This window comes from Pseudomonas putida (assembly GCF_003228315.1).
Lineage (GTDB): Bacteria > Pseudomonadota > Gammaproteobacteria > Pseudomonadales > Pseudomonadaceae > Aquipseudomonas > Aquipseudomonas putida_S.
This window is the reverse complement of sequence record NZ_CP029693.1, coordinates 5,419,897-5,436,745: the sequence shown is the minus strand read 5'-3', so window position 1 is coordinate 5,436,745 and position 16,849 is coordinate 5,419,897. Positions and strand designations below refer to the sequence as shown.

Here is a 16,849-nt window from a genome sequence, read left to right as displayed (position 1 = left end):
GGAGCGAGCTTGCTCGCGATGAGGCCATATCAGCCAACATCAACGTTGACTGATAAACCGCCATCGCGAGCAAGCTCGCTCCCACAGTTGTTCCGATGACTCAGACTTGCTCTTTCCTGACCCTGAACCACGCCGCATACAACGCCGGCAGGAACAACAGCGTCAACGCCGTCGCCACGATCAGCCCGCCCATGATCGCCACCGCCATCGGCCCGAAGAACACGCTGCGCGACAACGGGATCATTGCCAGCACCGCTGCAAGCGCGGTCAGGACAATCGGCCGGAACCTGCGCACCGTCGCTTCGATGATCGCCTGCCAAGGCTTGAGCCCTGCGGCGATATCCTGCTCGATCTGATCCACCAGGATCACCGAATTACGCATGATCATCCCCGACAAGGCGATGGTCCCGAGCATGGCGACAAACCCGAACGGCTGGCGGAACACCATCAGGAACAGCGTCACCCCGATCAAGCCCAAGGGCGCTGTCAGAAACACCATCGCCGTGCGTGAGAAACTGCGCAGCTGCAGCATCAGCAACGTCAGTACGACCACGATGAACATCGGCACGCCGGCGTTGACCGACTTCTGCCCCCGCTCGGAATCCTCCACGGTGCCGCCGACATCCAGCAGGTAGCCGTCGGGCAGTTCGGCGCGGATCGGGTCGAGGGTCGGCATGATCTGCTTCACCAGGGTCGCTGGTTGTTCCTTGCCGTAGATGTCGGCACGCACCGTCACATTGGGCAGGCGATTACGGTGCCAGATCACGCCTTCTTCAAAGCCGTACTCCAGAGTCGCGATCTGCGACAGGGCGACGCTGCGACCGTTGTCGGTCGGCACCGCCAGACTTGGCAGCAACGACAGCTCGGTGCGCTCATGCACGGTGCCGCGCAGGAGGATCTCGATCAACTCGTTGTCTTCGCGATACTGGCTGACGCTGGATCCGGTCAGCGAGCTCTGCAGGAACTTCGACAGGTTCGCCGTGCTCACCCCAAGCGCCCGCGCCCGGTCCTGATCGATGTTCAGGTAGACGACTTTGCTCGGTTCTTCCCAATCCAGATGCACGTTGGCGACATGAGGGTTTTCCCGCACCTTGGCCGCGACCTTGCGGGCCAGCGCGCGAACTTCCTCGATGTGTTCACCGGTCACCCGGAACTGCACCGGATAGCCCACGGGTGGGCCGTTTTCCAGGCGCGTGACCCGCGAGCGCAGGGCCGGGAATTGCTCGTTGAGGGTGGTGATCAACCAGCTGCGCAGGGTTTCGCGTTCCTCGATGGTCTTGGCCAGCACGACAAACTGGGCGAAGCTCGCTGCCGGCAGTTGCTGATCCAGCGGCAGGTAAAAACGTGGCGAACCGGTGCCGACGTAGGCCACGTAGTTGTCGATCCCGGCCTTGTCCTTGAGCAAGGCTTCGAGGCGCTTGACCTCATCGGCAGTGTTGCTCAGGGACGCGCCTTCCGCCAGTTTCAGGTCGACCATCAACTCCAGTCGGCCGGATGCCGGGAAAAACTGCTGCGGCACAAAACGGAAGAGGAACACCGACGCGATGAACAGCAACACCGTCGCCGCGATCACCGTCTTGCGCCGACGCACGCACCACTCCACCACGCCTCGGACTCGCTGATAAAACGGCGTGCCGTAAGGATCGGGCTGATCGGGGCCGTGTTTCGCTGCATGAATTTTCGCCAGATCCGGCAGGAGTTTTTCCCCCAGATACGGCACGAACACCACGGCCGCCACCCAGGACGCCAACAGCGCGATGGTCACCACCTGGAAGATCGAACGGGTGTACTCGCCGGTGCCCGATTGTGCGGTGGCAATCGGCAGGAAGCCGGCGGCAGTGATCAACGTACCGGTGAGCATCGGGAACGCGGTGCTGGTCCAGGCATAACTCGCCGCCTTGATCCGGTCGAAGCCCTGCTCCATTTTGATCGCCATCATTTCCACGGCGATGATCGCGTCGTCCACCAGCAGCCCCAGTGCCAGCACCAACGCGCCGAGGGAAATCTTGTGCAGACCGATGCCGAAGTAATACATGGTGGCGAACGTCATCGCCAACACCAGCGGGATGGCCAGGGCCACCACCATGCCGGTGCGCACGCCGAGGGAGAAAAAGCTCACCAGCAACACGATCGCCAGCGCTTCCACCAGCACCTGGACGAACTCGCCAACCCCGGTTTTCACCGCCGCCGGTTGATCGGACACCTTGCGCAGCTGCATGCCTGCCGGGAGGTTTTTCTGGATGCGGGCGAACTCGACTTCCAGCGCCTTGCCCAGTACCAGAATGTCGCCACCGTCCTTCATGGCCACGGCCAGACCGATAGCGTCTTCGCCCATAAAGCGCATGCGCGGCGCCGGAGGATCGTTGAAGCCACGGCGCACATCCGCCACATCGGAGATGCGGAAGGTGCGATCACCGACCCGGATCGGAAAGTTTTTTATCTCGTCGACGGTCTGAAAATTCCCCGACACCCGTAGCTGCAATCGCTCGCTGCTGGTTTCGAAGAAGCCGGCGGTGGATACCGCGTTCTGTTCCTCCAGCGCCTGCTGCACCGCCGCCAGGGGCAAGCCGAGGGTGGCGAGCTTGACGTTGGACAGTTCGATCCAGATCTTTTCGTCCTGCAAACCAAGCAGCTCGACCTTGCCCACATCCTTGACCCGTTGCAGCTGGATCTGGATGCGGTCGGCGTAGTCCTTGAGCACGGCGTAATCGAAGCCGTCGCCGGTCAGCGCATAGATGTTGCCGAAGGTGGTGCCGAATTCATCGTTGAAGAACGGCCCCTGAATGCCCGGTGGCAAGGTATGGCGAATGTCACTGACCTTCTTGCGCACCTGATACCAGAGCTCGGGAATCTCCACCGAGTGCATGGAGTCGCGAGCGATGAAGGTCACCTGGGATTCACCGGGGCGGGAGAACGACACAATGCGTTCGTATTCGCCGGTTTCCATCAGCTTCTTTTCGATGCGCTCGGTGACCTGGCGCGAAACTTCCTGCGCCGTGGCGCCCGGCCAGTTGGTGCGAATCACCATGGCCTTGAAAGTGAACGGCGGATCTTCACTCTGGCCGAGCTTGGTGTAGGAAAGCGCACCAACGATGGCCAGCAATAGCATCAGGAACAGTACGATCTGGCGATTACGCAGCGCCCATTCGGAAAGATTGAAGCCCATCGGGGATTACTCCTTGTCCGCCAGATTGACCACGCGGTTGGAGCGATCCACCGGGCGCACCTGCTGCCCATCCAGAAGCACATGGACGCCGGCGGCCACCACCCAGTCGCTGGCGTTGAGACCTTCGAGCACCGGCACGGTTTTCTCGCCGAAGGCACCGACCCGCACCGGGGTCTTTTTCAGGGTGTTGTTGGCGCTGACGACCCAGACATAGGTCACGCCGTTTTCAGCGGTCAGCGCAGACAGCGGCACCGACAGCGGCACGGTCTCGGCGTTCTGCACAAAAACCCGGGCGCTCTGCCCCAGTTCGGCGGGGACCTTGCCGGCGTTGAAAGCGATGCGTGCGGCGAAGGTGCGGGACTTGGGATCGGCAGCCGGCGACAGTTCGCGGATGTGTCCGGCGAAACGCTGACCCGGTTGCGTCCACAGTTCCACCGACACCGGCTCGCCGACCTTGAAGCGACCGAAGTTCTGCTCCGGCAGGCTGATAGACACTTCGCGCTCGCCATCGGTGGCCAGGGTAAATACCGTCTGCCCCGCCGCCACCACCTGACCGACCTCTACCGCACGCTTGGCCACGACGCCATCCTGAGGCGCACGCAACACGGCGTAACTGGCCTGGTTGGTCGAGACATTGAATTCGGCTTTGATCTGCTTGAGGCGGGCTTCGCCGGAGCGATAGAGATTTTCCGCGTTGTCGTATTGCGAACGACTGACCATCTGACGGTCCATCAGGGTCTTGTAGCGGTCACGTTCGGCGCGCACCAGATTGAGATTGGCTTCGGCGGCAGCCACCTGGGCGCGGGTCGCTTCCAGCTGCAGGCGCACGTCCTGGGGATCGAGTTCGGCCAGAGGCTGATCGGCTTTGACCCGCTGCCCTTCCTCGACCAGTCGTCGGCTGACTTTGCCGCCGATGCGGAACGCCAGGTCCGGCTCGTAGCGGGCGCGGACTTCACCGGGGTAGCTTTCCGTCGCCTGTGCCGAAGGCTCTGGCTGGACCACCATGGCCGGACGCACGCTGGTTGGCGGCGCTTCTTCGTGACCGCACGCCGTCAACAAAAACGCCAGACTGACAGGCAACGCGAGGGGCAAGGCATAGCGGAACATGGTGAAGGACCTTTCGCCAATGGTGCTAGGAATAATTATACTGGCCAGTATGTTATTAATAGCAAACTCACCAGTCCAGTAATAAAAGCGCATATGCCGAACAATCCTTCAGTACCCAACGGCCCAGGCCGCCCCAAGGATCTGGCCAAGCGCCAGGCGATCCTCGACGCGGCCAAGACGCTGTTTCTCACCAAGGGATATGCCAACACCAGCATGGATGCTGTCGCCGCCGAAGCAGGCGTTTCGAAGCTGACGGTCTACAGCCATTTCAACGACAAGGAGACGCTGTTCTCCGCCGCCGTGGTGGCCAAGTGCGAGGAGCAATTGCCGCCGCTGTTCTTTGAACTGCCCGAAGGCGTAGCGGTGGAAACCGTGCTGCTGAACATTGCCCGCGGCTTTCATCACCTGATCAACAGCGACGAATCGGTGAACCTGCATCGCCTGATCATGGCCCTGGGCAGCCAGGACCCGAAACTCTCGCTGATCTTCTTCGAGGCAGGCCCGCAACGCATGTTGCAGGGTATGGAGAGGCTGCTGAGCAAGGTGGACCAGAGTGGCGCCTTGAGCATCGACAAACCGCTCAATGCGGCGGAGCACTTCTTCTGCCTGCTCAAGGGGGCGGCGAATTTCCGGCTGCTCTTTGGTTGTGGCGAACCGTTGACCGATGAAGCGGCCGAGAGTCATGTGCGGGAGGTGGTGGGGTTGTTTATGCGGGCTTATCGGCCTGAGTAACCCTGTGGATTTTTAGTGTCAGTGGCGACGCTATCGCGGGCAAGCCTTGCTCCCACAGGTTTTGTGCAGGGTTCAACACTTGTGAACGCCTCAAGCCCAGTGGGAGCAAAGCTTGCTCGCGATTGGGGCAACTCAGTCTTAAGGCTTGAGCGCCTTCTTGGGATAAATGTCATACCGACTGGACTTGCCATCCAACGCATGACTCGGCTTGGGCCCTTCAATGCACGGCGCCTTGCGCGGGCGCTTGACCACCACCCGGTGGGTCGCCAGGGCCAGTGCCGCCTGGAGCAGCGCCGGTGCATCCGGGTCATCGCCCACCAGTGGCCGGAACAGGCGCATTTCCTTCTTCACCAGTGCGGTTTTCTCTCGGTGCGGAAACATCGGGTCAAGGTAGATCACCTGCGGTGGCTCCCCTTCCCAGTTGTTCATCACTTCGATCGAGTTGCCCTTGAGCAAACGCATGCGCGCAACGATCGGCGCCACGTCGAAATCTTCCGCGCCACGGGCCAGGCCATCTTCGAGCAAGGCACCGATCAGTGGCTGACGCTCGATCAGGCTCATTTCGCAACCCAGGCTGGCCAGCACGAATGCATCCTTGCCCAACCCCGCCGTGGCATCCAGCACCCGTGGACGCACGCCCTGGGCGATGCCGACGGCCTTGGCGATCATCTGCCCGCTGCCGCCACCGTATAACCGCCGATGCGCCGCGCCGCCCTCGACGAAGTCCACCCGCACCGGCCCCGGCGCATCCGGGCCGAGCTGTTGCAGCTGCAGGCCCTGCTCGCCGACCTGCAAGGCAAACTCACCGTCATCCACCTGCAACGGCAAGCCCAGGCGCTCGGCCCAGTGCTCGGCCTGTGGCTGAAAAGTCTCGCCCAGGGCTTCGACACGGATGCGGCACGCCGCCGGTTGATCAATCATCAGAAAACACGCTCAAAAAATTAATGATCCGCAAAAACTGCCGATAACAAAACTATCGAGCATTTTGCCAGAGCTGAGCGTCGACCGAGAGAAATGTCAGACATTCAACCCATCATCACAGGTTTTATCTCGCCCTACGGCGACTACAACCTGCGAAACACCCAGGCACTGAGCGGCGTCAGCCATATCTGGCAGGATTTCTTTGCCCGAGCGCTGGCCGAACAGTCGGGTGAGGATGTCCTTCCGAAATCGCTCGATTTTCCACCGGTGGATCTGGAAAGTCCGGTCGAGCCCACTGTTGGCAGCGACCTGCTGGCACACATCGTTGCCCAGCGCGAATGCGACGTGAAGGACAACGAGATTCGCCCGCCCGAGCCACTGTTCCTGCCGATCGCCGAATTCGAGATGGATCTGGCCGACAAGCCGTTCCCACCGTTCCCGCCGGAAGAAATCGTCGCCCAGCAACGCCAGCAAAACTTCGACAGCGGCTGGGTACGCCCGATCGTGCTGACCGCCGGTCAACCTGCACCCGAAGCCGGTCCAGCGCCACAACCGCGTGCACTGCACCTGCCGATCGCCGAATTCGAGCTCGATCTGTTGGACAAGCCCTTCCCGCCGTTCTCGCCGGAAGAAATGGTCAAGCAACAAAAAGAACTCGACTTCGATAACCGCTGGGCGCGCCCGATCGTCCTGCAGAACCTGCGTCTCGCCGCCTGATCGTCAGCCTTTGAAAAACTGATTGGCCTTGGCGTATGGCATGGACTGCGAGGTGAATCCGAACGTGCCCGACGTCTTGATCTCTTCAGCGGCGCGGTAGAACTCGCCCAATGCCGCCAAGGCCAGCGCCGAGCCGACGCTGACTCGCTTGACGCCCATCTCGCCGAGCTGTTCGACCGTCAGCTTCAATCCGCCTGACATCAACACGTTGACGGGTTTCGGCGCCACGGCACGGACCACGGCCAGGACTTCTTCAGCACTACGCAATCCCGGCGCATAAAGCACATCGGCACCCGCTTCAGCGAACGCTTGCAGGCGGCGAATCGTGTCATCAAGGTCCGGATTGCCATGCAGATAATTCTCGGCCCGGGCGGTCAGCGTAAAGGGGAAAGACAAACTACGCACGGCAGCGACCGCGGCCTTGACCCGGGCCACGGCATGTTCGAAGCAATAGATCGGCGCGTCCGGACGGCCCGTGGCGTCTTCGATCGAACCACCGACGGCCCCCGCGCCAGCAGCCTGCACAATGCTTTGTGCGGATTCGGCGGGATCATCGGCAAAACCGTTTTCCAGATCCACCGACACCGGCAGATCGGTGGCCGCCACGATCGCCCGGACATTTTCCAGAGTGTCGTCCAGGGTCAGGCCACCATCGGGCCGCGCCCGGGAAAAAGCGAATCCGGCACTGGTGGTCGCCAGCGCTTCAAAACCGAGGCCCGCCAGCATTTTTGCCGAACCCGCATCCCACGGGTTGGGCATCACAAAAATCCCGTCACGTTCGTGCAGGGCTTTGAACGCTTGGGCTCGAAGGGTTTGCGCATCCATTGGCAGGCTCCTGAAAAAGGGGAACGAATCCGCCTTCAGAGCAGGCCAAGTTGCTCGGCGGCGGGCTCCCTGTATAGCTCAGGCAGCGCCGGCAAGCCAGGCAATCGCAGCATCAATCGCGCATGGAAACGCTGCGCCAGCTTCGCCGCCAACACGTTGTCGGCGGTGTGCAGGAAGATATACGGCGTGCGGCCTTCCTCGATCCACAGGGCGATTTTCTCCACCCAGGGCGTCAGGAACGTATCGTTGGCCTCCAGTTGCGGATGGCCGATGAAACGCACTTGCGGGAATTGGGTGAAAGCAGCGGGACGCGTTGGCACCCTGGGTTTTTTCGATTGGGCGTGCAGCACCGAAGGATCGGTCGATGTGCAACTGAACAGCGCGCGCGGGTCGAGGCAGATGCGCTCGACGCCACGGTCCAGCAACAGGCGATTGAGCATTCGCTCACTGTCGCCCTTGGCGAAGAAATCATCGTGCCGCACTTCCACTGCCAACGGCCGTTGCAGGGCATCGATAAACCCGGCAAGTTCGGGCAGGCGTTGCGGCGTGAAGCTTTTCGACAGCTGCAACCACAACGGCGACACCCGCTCACCGAGGGGGCTGAGCAATCGGGTGAAGGTTTCAGCGGCAGTCAGTTGCTCGCGCAGATCGCCGCCGTGACTGATGTCACCGGGAAACTTGGCAGTGAAGCGAAAATGTTCGGGCATCGTTTCAGCCCAACGCTGCACGGTGCCGGCAGCCGGGCTCGCATAGAAGGTCGTGTTGCCTTCTACGGCATTGAATACTTGCGAATAGAGATCGAGAAACTCGGCAGGCTTGGCGTCTTGTGGATAAAGGTAATCACGCCAGGCGTTTTCGCTCCAGGACGGGCAACCGAGGTAGTAAGGCAGCATCAGATGTACAGATCGAGCCCCAGCACTTCACCTTCCCAATCGACGAAACCGGCGGTGCTCAGGTAACTGGCCAGGGCCATCGCCACGCTCTTGCTCATGGCGCGGTGATAGAGCATGTCCTGCTGACGGGCGGGAAGATTGCTCAGGCGTTGCGCGGCGGCTTTGGCGCGGGCGGCCAGTTGCGCCTCGGAGGGAAACTCCAGCTCGCCTTCGATATCGACGGCCTCGTCCTCAACCACATGGCCTTTGCGGGGCTTGCGCTTGATGGGGTAGGACTGAGAGGAAATGCCGTCTATACGCATAAGTGCATGCTCGGTATCAGTGATGGCAGTTTAGTGGCGCTACTTCCACTTCGCAAACCGCCGAGTGATAACTAGAACACATAAAAGGCAAAAGGTTTAAAAGCTGCGGTTAGAAAACGACGATTGGTGCAGTCCTTTAGATCGCAATCGCGGGCAAGCCTTGCTCCTACAGGTTTTTTGTCGTTCACATAAACGGGGAGCGACAAAAACCTGTGGGAGCAAGGCTTGCCCGCGATTGGGGCAACTCGGTCTCGGACTATCGCGCTTTAGGCGTCGCCACCTTGTCCCGCAGGTAAACCGGCTGCGCCTCATCGGCCACGATCGCTTCACCACGCGCCCAGGCAAACCGCGCCAGCGTCAGCAGATCTTCCGCGTGGGGCAGCATGCCCGCATCCTGGCCGCTCAGGTTGACGGCGATACGCTCGCCATACCCCCAGCCGGTGCCCGCGCCGAACCACTCACCGCTGGCGTCGGCCGGCAATGCAGCCGCTTCCGGTGGCAATACTGCCTCAGCGCCAACCAGTCGCATCTCCCCCGCCGTCTCGCGGTAGCAGCCCCAATACACCTCGTCCATGCGCGCATCGATGGCAGCGGCGACCTGGCTGGCACCGTGCTCGCGATAGGCGCGCTGGGCCAAAACAGCCAGGTTCGACACCGGCAACACCGGACGATCCAAAGCAAAGGCCAACCCCTGCACCACGCCGATGGCAATGCGCACACCGGTGAATGCACCCGGCCCGCGCCCGAAGGCGATGGCATCGACAGCCTGCAAGGTGGTGCCAGCATCGGCCAGCAATTGCTGGATCATCGGCAGCAACTTCTGCGCATGCAGGCGCGGGATCACCTCGTAATGGCTCGTCACTTTGCCGTCATGCAGCAAGGCAACGGAGCAAGCTTCAGTCGCGGTGTCCAGGGCCAGCAAGGTGCTCATCGATGTTTCCACAAGAGGGTTGGTAAAAAGAGAAATCGGAAAAAGGGCGTCAGTATAAACAACTACGGCCCGCAAGCGGGCCGTGGATGATGCAGCGGATCAGGTTTTTCAGCTCAGGGCTGCAAGCACCTTGGCGGTGATCGCTTCTACCGAACCGACGCCTTCGATGTGGCTGTACTTCGGCTTGCCGTTGGCTGCCGACAGCTTCTGGTAGAAGTCCACCAGCGGCTTGGTCTGGGAGTGGTAGACCGACAGGCGATGACGCACGGTTTCTTCGGTGTCGTCCTTGCGCTGCACCAGGTCTTCACCGGTGACGTCGTCCTTGCCGGCCACTTTCGGCGGGTTGTAGACGATGTGGTACACGCGGCCGCTGGCCTCGTGAACGCGGCGACCGGCGATACGCTGAACGATTTCCTCGTCTTCAACGGCGATTTCAACAACCGCGTCCAGCTCCACGCCGGCAGTCACCAGGGCTTCAGCCTGAGGAATGGTGCGCGGGAAACCGTCGAACAGGAAACCCTTGGCGCAGTCGGCCTGGGCGATGCGGTCCTTGACCAGGGCGATGATCAGGTCATCGGAGACCAGGCCGCCGGCATCCATGATGCTCTTGGCCTTGATGCCCAGCTCGGTGCCGGCCTTGACGGCGGCACGCAGCATGTCGCCGGTGGAGATTTGCGGAATGCCGAATTTCTCGGTGATGAACTTAGCCTGAGTACCTTTACCGGCCCCGGGAGCTCCCAGCAGAATGACGCGCATCGATGTGCTCCTCAATTTTTTATATGGATAACGTCAGATTCGCCTCGTGGGGCCAATCTCAAAAAAGGGTCGTGACCGCCCAAACGGCCAAAGGCTGATCAAGATACACAGCAGGCTGCGCCCACACAAGCCGCCAAAAGTCGGAGAAACCGCTGCCTGCTGCGACCATTTGGCGCGGTTCCAATCGTCGCAACCCCATCATTAACTGTCGCCTGGCCGTACTTTTTCAGCCGCCAGCAATCGGCATCCGACGCCCGCGCCGGATGCCTCACCCCACGGCAAAAACCTTAGCCGGTATTACGCAAACCGGCGGCAATCCCTGCCACAGACACCAGCAGCGCCTGCTCCACCGGGCTGCCCTGCGCCACTTCCTGTTGTCGTGAGCGGGCCAGCAATTCGGCCTGCAATAGATGAAGCGGGTCCAGGTAAGTGTTGCGCAAGCGGATGAATTCGAGGGTGTCCGGGCTATGTGCCAGTAGTTGAGACTGACCGGTCATCCCCAGAACGATCGAGCATGCCTGCGACAATAGGTCGCGTAAGTGCGCGCCCAACGGCAACAGTTCCGGCTCGACCAGACGCTCGTCGTAGGACCGGGCAATGTCCGAGTCAGCCTTGGCCAGCACCATCTCCAGCATATCGATGCGGGTGCGGAAGAACGGCCACTGCTCACGCATCTGCCCCAGAAACTCGCCCTCGCCACGCTCCAGCGCCTTGCTCAGGGCCGCTTCCCAGCCGAGCCAGGCCGGCAGCATCAGGCGTGTCTGGGTCCAGCCGAAGATCCATGGGATCGCCCGCAGGCTTTCGATACCACCGGCGCGACGCTTGGCCGGACGGCTGCCCAACGGCAGGCGACCGAGTTCCTGCTCCGGAGTCGACTGACGGAAATACTCGACGAATTGCGGATTTTCCCGCACCACGGCGCGATAGGCACTGACACCGTCGGCGGCCAGTTCGTCCATCAGATGCCGCCACTCGGGCGTCGGTGGTGGTGGCGGCAGCAAGGTCGCCTCCAGTACCGCGGCCAGATACAGATTGAGGTTCTGCTCGGCGATGTCCGGCAGGCCGAACTTGAAGCGAATCATTTCGCCCTGTTCGGTGGTGCGGAAACGTCCCGCCACCGATCCCGGTGGCTGCGACAGAATCGCCGCATGCGCCGGGCCGCCGCCACGGCCCACGGTGCCGCCACGGCCGTGGAACAACAGCAGTTCCACTTGTTGCTCGCGGCAGATGTCCACCAGACGCTCCTGCGCCCGATACTGAGCCCAGGCCGCCGCCGTGGTGCCGGCGTCCTTGGCCGAATCGGAGTAGCCGATCATCACTTCCTGTGGCCCTTGCAGGCGTGCGCGATAGCCCGGCAGCAGCAACAGTTTTTCGATCACCGGGCCCGCGTTGTCGAGGTCAGCCAGGGTTTCGAACAGCGGCACCACACGCATCGGCCGCAACACGCCGGACTCCTTGAGCAGCAGTTGTACCGCCAGCACATCGGAGGCGGCACCGGCCATGGAGATCACATAGGAACCGAGGGATGCGGCGGGCGCGGCGGCGATTTCCCGGCAGGTGGCCAGGACTTCGGCGGTGTCGGCGGACGGTTTGTAGTGGGCGGGCAGCAACGGTCGACGGTTGTTCAGTTCGCGGGTGAGGAAGTCGATGCGCGCCTCTTCGCTCCAGTCTTCGTAGCGACCGAGGCCCAGGTAATCGGTGATTTCGGTCATGGCCGCACTATGGCGCGACGAATCCTGGCGCACGTCCAGACGCACCAGGAACAGACCGAAAGTGACCGCCCGGCGCAGGCAATCAAGCAATGGACCATCGGCGATCACGCCCATGCCGCATTCGTGCAGCGAGTGGTAGCACAGCTCCAGCGGGTCGAGCAGATCGCGGTTGTCTAGCAGCACATCGGCGGTGGCGGGCACCGGCGCGGTCAACGCGGAATGCGCCCAGTTGCGCGTGGCCCGCAGGCGTTCGCGCAACTGCTTGAGCACCGCACGATAGGGTTCGGCACTCTCGCCCGCCTTGGCCTTCAGGGCTTCGCTGGCCTGCTGCATCGACAGGTCGGCGGCCAGATGATCGACATCACGCAAGTACAGATCGGCCGCCATCCAGCGCGCCAGCAGCAGCACTTCACGGGTGACGGGAGCGGTGACGTTGGGATTGCCGTCGCGATCGCCGCCCATCCACGAGGCAAAGCGAATCGGCGCGGCCTCCAGTGGCAGGCGCAAGCCGGTGGCGGCATGCAGGGCCTGGTCGGCCTTGCGCAGGTAATTGGGAATGGCGTGCCACAGCGAATGTTCGATCACCGCGAAACCCCATTTCGCTTCGTCGACCGGTGTCGGACGTGTGCGGCGGATTTCCTCGGTGTGCCAGGCCTCGGCGATCAGGCGCTGCAGCGTCGACTGGATCTGCGCGCGTTCGGCGGTGGTCAGGTCACGATGGTCCTGAGCCGCCAGTTGCGCGGCGATGGCGTCGTATTTCTGGATCAGCGTGCGGCGCGCGACTTCAGTCGGGTGCGCGGTGAGCACCAGCTCGATTTCCAGGCGGCCCAATTGCCGGGCCAGGGATTCGGCGCTGTGGCCTTCTGCGCGCAAGCGAGCGAGCAGCTCCGGCAGCACGCGAGCTTCGAACGGCGCGGGTTGCGACTCGTCGCGGCGGTGAATCAGCTGATATTGCTCGGCGATGTTGGCCAGGTTGAGAAACTGGTTGAACGCCCGCGCCACCGGCAGCAATTCGTCTTCAGTCAGTTGATTGAGACTCGCGCTCAATTCGGCGTCCATCGAGCCGCGACGATCCGCCTTGGCCCCCTTGCGGATCTGCTCGATCTTGTCGAGAAAGCCCTCCCCGTACTGCTCACGAATGGTGTTGCCCAACAGTTCACCCAACAGGTGAACGTCCTCGCGCAAGCGTGCATCAATATCGGTCATCAGCAGTTCTCCAGCAAAGAATCCGGGCGGCCAAGTCACTCATTCACTGGCCAGAGTGCCGTTCCAGGCCGTTTCTTACAACCCGGACGACGAAGGGTCTTTAAACCTTCAAGGCAGAAGCTAGTCTGAACAATAAGCCGTACAACGGCTTTCGCCGGCCAATGCCGGACACCCACCGGCCTGCCACGAGCAGGCGTGCCACGAGGTCATTATGAAAATCCGCGAGCTGGCTCATCACTGGGAAGAAAATGCCAAGGGTCGCCTGACCGACACCGGCTACTCGATTCATCTGGACGTGGAAGCGGCCGCAAGACTGGCGGCAATCATCGACATGTACCCCAAGCGGCAACCGGAAGAACTGCTCGGCGAACTGATTGGCGCCGCGCTGGAAGAGCTGGAAAAAAGCTTTCCCTATGTGAAGGGTTCGACCGTGGTCGCCACGGATGAGGAAGGCGATCCGCTGTATGAAGACATCGGCCCGACGCCGCGTTTCCTGGCGTTGTCGCGTCGTCACCTGCACGATTTGTCGGCCGGTCACGACAAGCAGAAACACTGATTCTCTCCTGTGATCACCCTGTAGGAGCGAGCCTGCTCGCGATGGTCGTCAACGATAACGCGTGATGCCTGAATCAACGCGGTGTATCGAAGTCCATCGCGAGCAGGCTCGCTCCTACAAACGTCAAAATCCTCGCTCCAAAGCCCTGCCCATTCGGTCAAAGGTTTTCCAACCCCTGGCCAATTTCTCTGAACTTTTAAAAAACGCCCCGGGTCAACCCAAGTAACCACGCCTGGGACGGCCGTTTCAAAACGCCCCGAAAACGAAGGTTGCGGCTCCTTGCCCAGGATGGATTTTTCAGTTGTTCAGGAGTAAGCCCAATGGAGTTGAAAACCATGAAAACCCGCACAGGCAAATCCTCGTTCACCCCGTTGCACGGCCTGAAAATGGCAGCCCTGGCCATCGGCGGCAGCCTCGTGCTGGCCGGTTGTGCCGGCAATCCACCCAGCGAACAGTTCGCCGTGTCCGAATCAGCGGTCAACAGCGCGGTCAGCGCAGGCGGTACCGAGTTCGCCGCCGTGGAAATGAAGGCCGCCCAGGACAAGCTCAAACAAGCCGAAATCGCCATGCACGACAAGCAATACGACCAGGCCCGGACCCTCGCCGAACAGGCTGAGTGGGACGCTCGCGTGGCCGAGCGCAAGGCCCAGGCGATGAAAGCCAAACAGACGGTGAAGGACTCTCGCCAAGGGGTTCAGGAACTGCGTCAGGAAAGCCAGCGCACCGTCCAGTAACGACGCGCGACGCACTCTTCAATCGACTAAAAGGACGAAGCCATGATTTCCAAAAACATCCATTCCAAACATTTGATGATCCCCGCCCTGCTGGCCGCCAGCATTGCGCTGGCGGCGTGTTCGACGCCACCGAACCCCAGCCTTGAGCAGGCCCGCACCAACTACAGCGCCCTGCAAGCCGACCCGCAAGCGAGCAAAGTCGCGGCCCTGGAAACCAAGGACGCCAGCGATTACCTGGACAAGGCCGACAAGGCCTATCTGGATAAGGAAGACCCGGCCAAGGTCGATCAACTGGCGTACCTGACCAACCAGCGTGTCGAAGTGGCGAAGCAGACTATCGCCCTGCGCACCGCCGAGGCCCAGATGAAAGACGCCTCTGCGCAACGGGCCCAGGCGCGTCTGGATGCGCGTGACCAGCAGATCAAACAACTGCAGGACAGCCTCAACGCCAAACAGACCGATCGCGGCACGCTGGTGACCTTCGGTGACGTGCTGTTTGCCACTGACAAGGCCGAGCTGAAATCCAACGGCATGATGAACATCAACAAACTGGCGCAGTACCTTCAGGAAAATCCGGATCGCAAAGTGATCGTCGAGGGATACACCGACAGCACCGGTACGGCGTCGCACAACCAGTCATTGTCTGAACGTCGCGCCAGCTCGGTGCGCATGGCGCTGGTGAAGATGGGCGTCGATCCGACGCGCATCGTTGCTCAGGGTTACGGCAAGGAGTATCCGGTGGCGGATAACACCAGCGTCTCGGGTCGCGCGCAGAACCGTCGGGTGGAAGTGACGATTTCCAATGACAACCAGCCGGTGATCCCGCGGTCCGCGGTGAGTGCCAACACCCAATAAATCGTCGTTTCACATAAACCTGTAGGAGCGAGCCTGCTCGCGATAGCGGTATATCAATCAACATCAATGTTGAATGTCAGACCGCCATCGCGAGCAGGCTCGCTCCTACACTGGATTGGTTTATGGCTGCAGTTTCTGCGGGGTTTCCTGCCCCATGCACCGCACCGCTTTCTTCTTGTCGTTGATCAGCACGCCAGTCAATCCCTTCTGCTCGGTATCAAACAACACCAACACCCCATCGATGCACTGTGCCACTTGCGCCGCCGGCTCCAGGGAGACCCGGTAGTCTTCCCCCGGCACGGTCTTGAGCATGGTGAACTCGTTGAGCAGCAACGCATCCTCAGGCTTGGCGAAGTGCAGGTAGCCGTACCACCACAGGGCACCGACAGTGCCGAGGATGCTGCAGATACCGGTGATGATCAGCGGGATGGCGTTACGTTCTTCACTCATTGCGGGCTCTCTGGTGGTTCATCTTCTGAATTCTGGGGTGCCGGGTAGTTGGGCACTTCTGCCAGGCGGCGCAGGCCGTTGAAATGCTGCGGGTCTTCAAGGTAGCGCAGCATGACCTTGCGCCAGACAGGGTCGGCGAAGGTCTGCACATGGCCGCCACGGGTCAGTTGCAGGACGCGCGGCGGCGGCGCAGCTTGATACAGACGGATGCCGTTGGAAAGGGGCACGATCGGATCGTCGATGCTGTGGTAGATCAGTTTTGGCACGCCCTTGAGTTGGGCCATGGAGTTGATCGCGCTGTCGCCGTCCGGCACCAGCCAGGACAACGGCACCTGGAACGTCCAGAACAACCAGGAGTTGCTCAGCGCGTACTGGCCGACACTGCGGTAACTGGCGGGAACACCATCGAGCACGAAGGCCTTGAGTTGCTTCTGGTGTTCGGGATGCTGGGCCAGATAGTGAACAGCCATCGAACCACCCAGGCTCTGCCCGAGCAGGATCAGCGGCTTGCCCTTGACCTCAGGCGCTTCGTCGAGCCATTTGAAGGCTGCATCAATGTCCTGATAGATCGCCGGCAGGCTCGGCTTGCCTTCGGACAGGCCGTAACCGCGATAGTCAATCAACAGCACTTGATAGCCCTGCTCCGGCAACCAGTAACTACCCCCCAAGTGCATGGGCAGATTGCCGCCGTTGCCGTGCAGGTGCAGCACCGTGCCTTTGACCTCGACGCCCTTTTTCGCTGGCAGCCACCAAGCGTTCAACTTGAGGCCATCGGCGGTGGTCAGAGTGATTTCGCGGTATTCGAGATGGGCTTTTTCCGGAGTGAACAACTGGCCGGGCTCGGGGTAGAACAGCAGAGAGCTGCAACCGCTCAGGGCCAGGAGGAGGCAGAGCATGCCGAGGATTCTCATCCGATGAAACCTCGCAGGAAATGGGGCTGAAACACGGTACCTGTAGGAGCAAAGCTTGCTCGCGATGGCGGTATA

16 protein-coding genes are annotated in these 16,849 nt (G+C 61.4%); 5 read left to right on the top strand and 11 right to left on the bottom strand.

Features of this window, described 5'->3' with window-relative positions:
- Positions 1-100 precede the first annotated feature (100 nt).
- Complete coding sequence (locus DKY63_RS25415; RefSeq protein ID WP_110966630.1) at positions 101-3,166, bottom strand: efflux RND transporter permease subunit; 3,066 nt, start codon at positions 3,164-3,166, stop codon at positions 101-103.
- 6 nt (positions 3,167-3,172) lie between these two features.
- The gene (locus DKY63_RS25410; protein ID WP_110966629.1) at positions 3,173-4,273 is read right to left on the bottom strand and encodes an efflux RND transporter periplasmic adaptor subunit; all 1,101 of its coding nucleotides are present in this window, start codon (positions 4,271-4,273) and stop codon (positions 3,173-3,175) included.
- Between the two features lie 93 nt (positions 4,274-4,366).
- Here DKY63_RS25410 and DKY63_RS25405 point away from each other — a divergent pair, with 93 nt between their 5' ends.
- A complete protein-coding gene (locus DKY63_RS25405; protein ID WP_110966628.1) occupies positions 4,367-5,005 on the top strand; it encodes a TetR/AcrR family transcriptional regulator in 639 nt (212 codons plus the stop codon).
- A 138-nt stretch (positions 5,006-5,143) separates the two neighbouring features.
- On the opposite strand, the gene DKY63_RS25400 is transcribed toward DKY63_RS25405, so the two are convergent.
- On the bottom strand, positions 5,144-5,926 hold the full coding sequence (locus DKY63_RS25400; RefSeq protein WP_110966627.1) for a class I SAM-dependent methyltransferase: 783 nt from the start codon (positions 5,924-5,926) through the stop codon (positions 5,144-5,146).
- Between the two features lie 93 nt (positions 5,927-6,019).
- Here DKY63_RS25400 and DKY63_RS25395 point away from each other — a divergent pair, with 93 nt between their 5' ends.
- Positions 6,020-6,643 carry an energy transducer TonB gene (locus DKY63_RS25395; protein WP_110966626.1) on the top strand — a complete coding sequence of 208 codons (624 nt, stop codon included), beginning with the start codon at positions 6,020-6,022 and terminating at the stop codon, positions 6,641-6,643.
- A 3-nt stretch (positions 6,644-6,646) separates the two neighbouring features.
- Here the strand turns inward: DKY63_RS25395 and DKY63_RS25390 are convergent, their stop codons facing one another.
- The 6 genes from DKY63_RS25390 to ppc all read right to left on the bottom strand — a co-directional run bounded on the left by DKY63_RS25390 (position 6,647) and on the right by ppc (position 13,268).
- The gene (locus DKY63_RS25390) at positions 6,647-7,468 is read right to left on the bottom strand and encodes an isocitrate lyase/PEP mutase family protein (protein WP_110966625.1); all 822 of its coding nucleotides are present in this window, start codon (positions 7,466-7,468) and stop codon (positions 6,647-6,649) included.
- 35 nt (positions 7,469-7,503) lie between these two features.
- Positions 7,504-8,364: a DUF72 domain-containing protein gene (locus tag DKY63_RS25385; protein WP_110966624.1), complete on the bottom strand. Its 861-nt coding sequence runs from the start codon at positions 8,362-8,364 to the stop codon at positions 7,504-7,506.
- Positions 8,361-8,663, bottom strand: coding sequence for a hypothetical protein (locus DKY63_RS25380; protein WP_110966623.1), 303 nt, complete (start codon positions 8,661-8,663; stop codon positions 8,361-8,363). The genes DKY63_RS25385 and DKY63_RS25380 overlap by 4 nt, the downstream gene beginning before the upstream one ends.
- A 256-nt stretch (positions 8,664-8,919) precedes the next feature.
- On the bottom strand, positions 8,920-9,594 hold the full coding sequence (gene tsaB, locus DKY63_RS25375; protein WP_110966622.1) for a tRNA (adenosine(37)-N6)-threonylcarbamoyltransferase complex dimerization subunit type 1 TsaB: 675 nt from the start codon (positions 9,592-9,594) through the stop codon (positions 8,920-8,922).
- Positions 9,595-9,702: 108 nt separating this feature from the next.
- Positions 9,703-10,350: an adenylate kinase gene (gene adk / locus DKY63_RS25370; RefSeq protein WP_110966621.1), complete on the bottom strand. Its 648-nt coding sequence runs from the start codon at positions 10,348-10,350 to the stop codon at positions 9,703-9,705.
- Between the two features lie 287 nt (positions 10,351-10,637).
- Positions 10,638-13,268: a phosphoenolpyruvate carboxylase gene (gene ppc / locus DKY63_RS25365; RefSeq protein WP_110966620.1), complete on the bottom strand. Its 2,631-nt coding sequence runs from the start codon at positions 13,266-13,268 to the stop codon at positions 10,638-10,640.
- A gap of 211 nt (positions 13,269-13,479) precedes the next feature.
- On the opposite strand from ppc, the gene DKY63_RS25360 reads away from it, so the two are divergent.
- The 3 genes from DKY63_RS25360 to DKY63_RS25350 all read left to right on the top strand — a co-directional run bounded on the left by DKY63_RS25360 (position 13,480) and on the right by DKY63_RS25350 (position 15,413).
- On the top strand, positions 13,480-13,824 hold the full coding sequence (locus DKY63_RS25360; RefSeq protein WP_110966619.1) for a pilin assembly protein: 345 nt from the start codon (positions 13,480-13,482) through the stop codon (positions 13,822-13,824).
- Between the two features lie 320 nt (positions 13,825-14,144).
- Complete coding sequence (locus DKY63_RS25355; RefSeq protein WP_110966618.1) at positions 14,145-14,558, top strand: DUF4398 domain-containing protein; 414 nt, start codon at positions 14,145-14,147, stop codon at positions 14,556-14,558.
- Between the two features lie 42 nt (positions 14,559-14,600).
- Positions 14,601-15,413, top strand: a complete 813-nt coding sequence (locus DKY63_RS25350; protein WP_110966617.1) for an OmpA family protein — start codon at positions 14,601-14,603, stop codon at positions 15,411-15,413.
- Between the two features lie 120 nt (positions 15,414-15,533).
- Here DKY63_RS25350 and DKY63_RS25345 read toward each other — a convergent pair whose 3' ends face one another.
- Together DKY63_RS25345 and DKY63_RS25340 are read right to left on the bottom strand one after the other, a co-directional pair.
- Complete coding sequence (locus DKY63_RS25345) at positions 15,534-15,863, bottom strand: hypothetical protein (RefSeq protein WP_110966616.1); 330 nt, start codon at positions 15,861-15,863, stop codon at positions 15,534-15,536.
- Positions 15,860-16,774, bottom strand: a complete 915-nt coding sequence (locus DKY63_RS25340) for an alpha/beta hydrolase (protein ID WP_110966615.1) — start codon at positions 16,772-16,774, stop codon at positions 15,860-15,862. The genes DKY63_RS25345 and DKY63_RS25340 overlap by 4 nt, the downstream gene beginning before the upstream one ends.
- Positions 16,775-16,849: the final 75 nt, after the last annotated feature.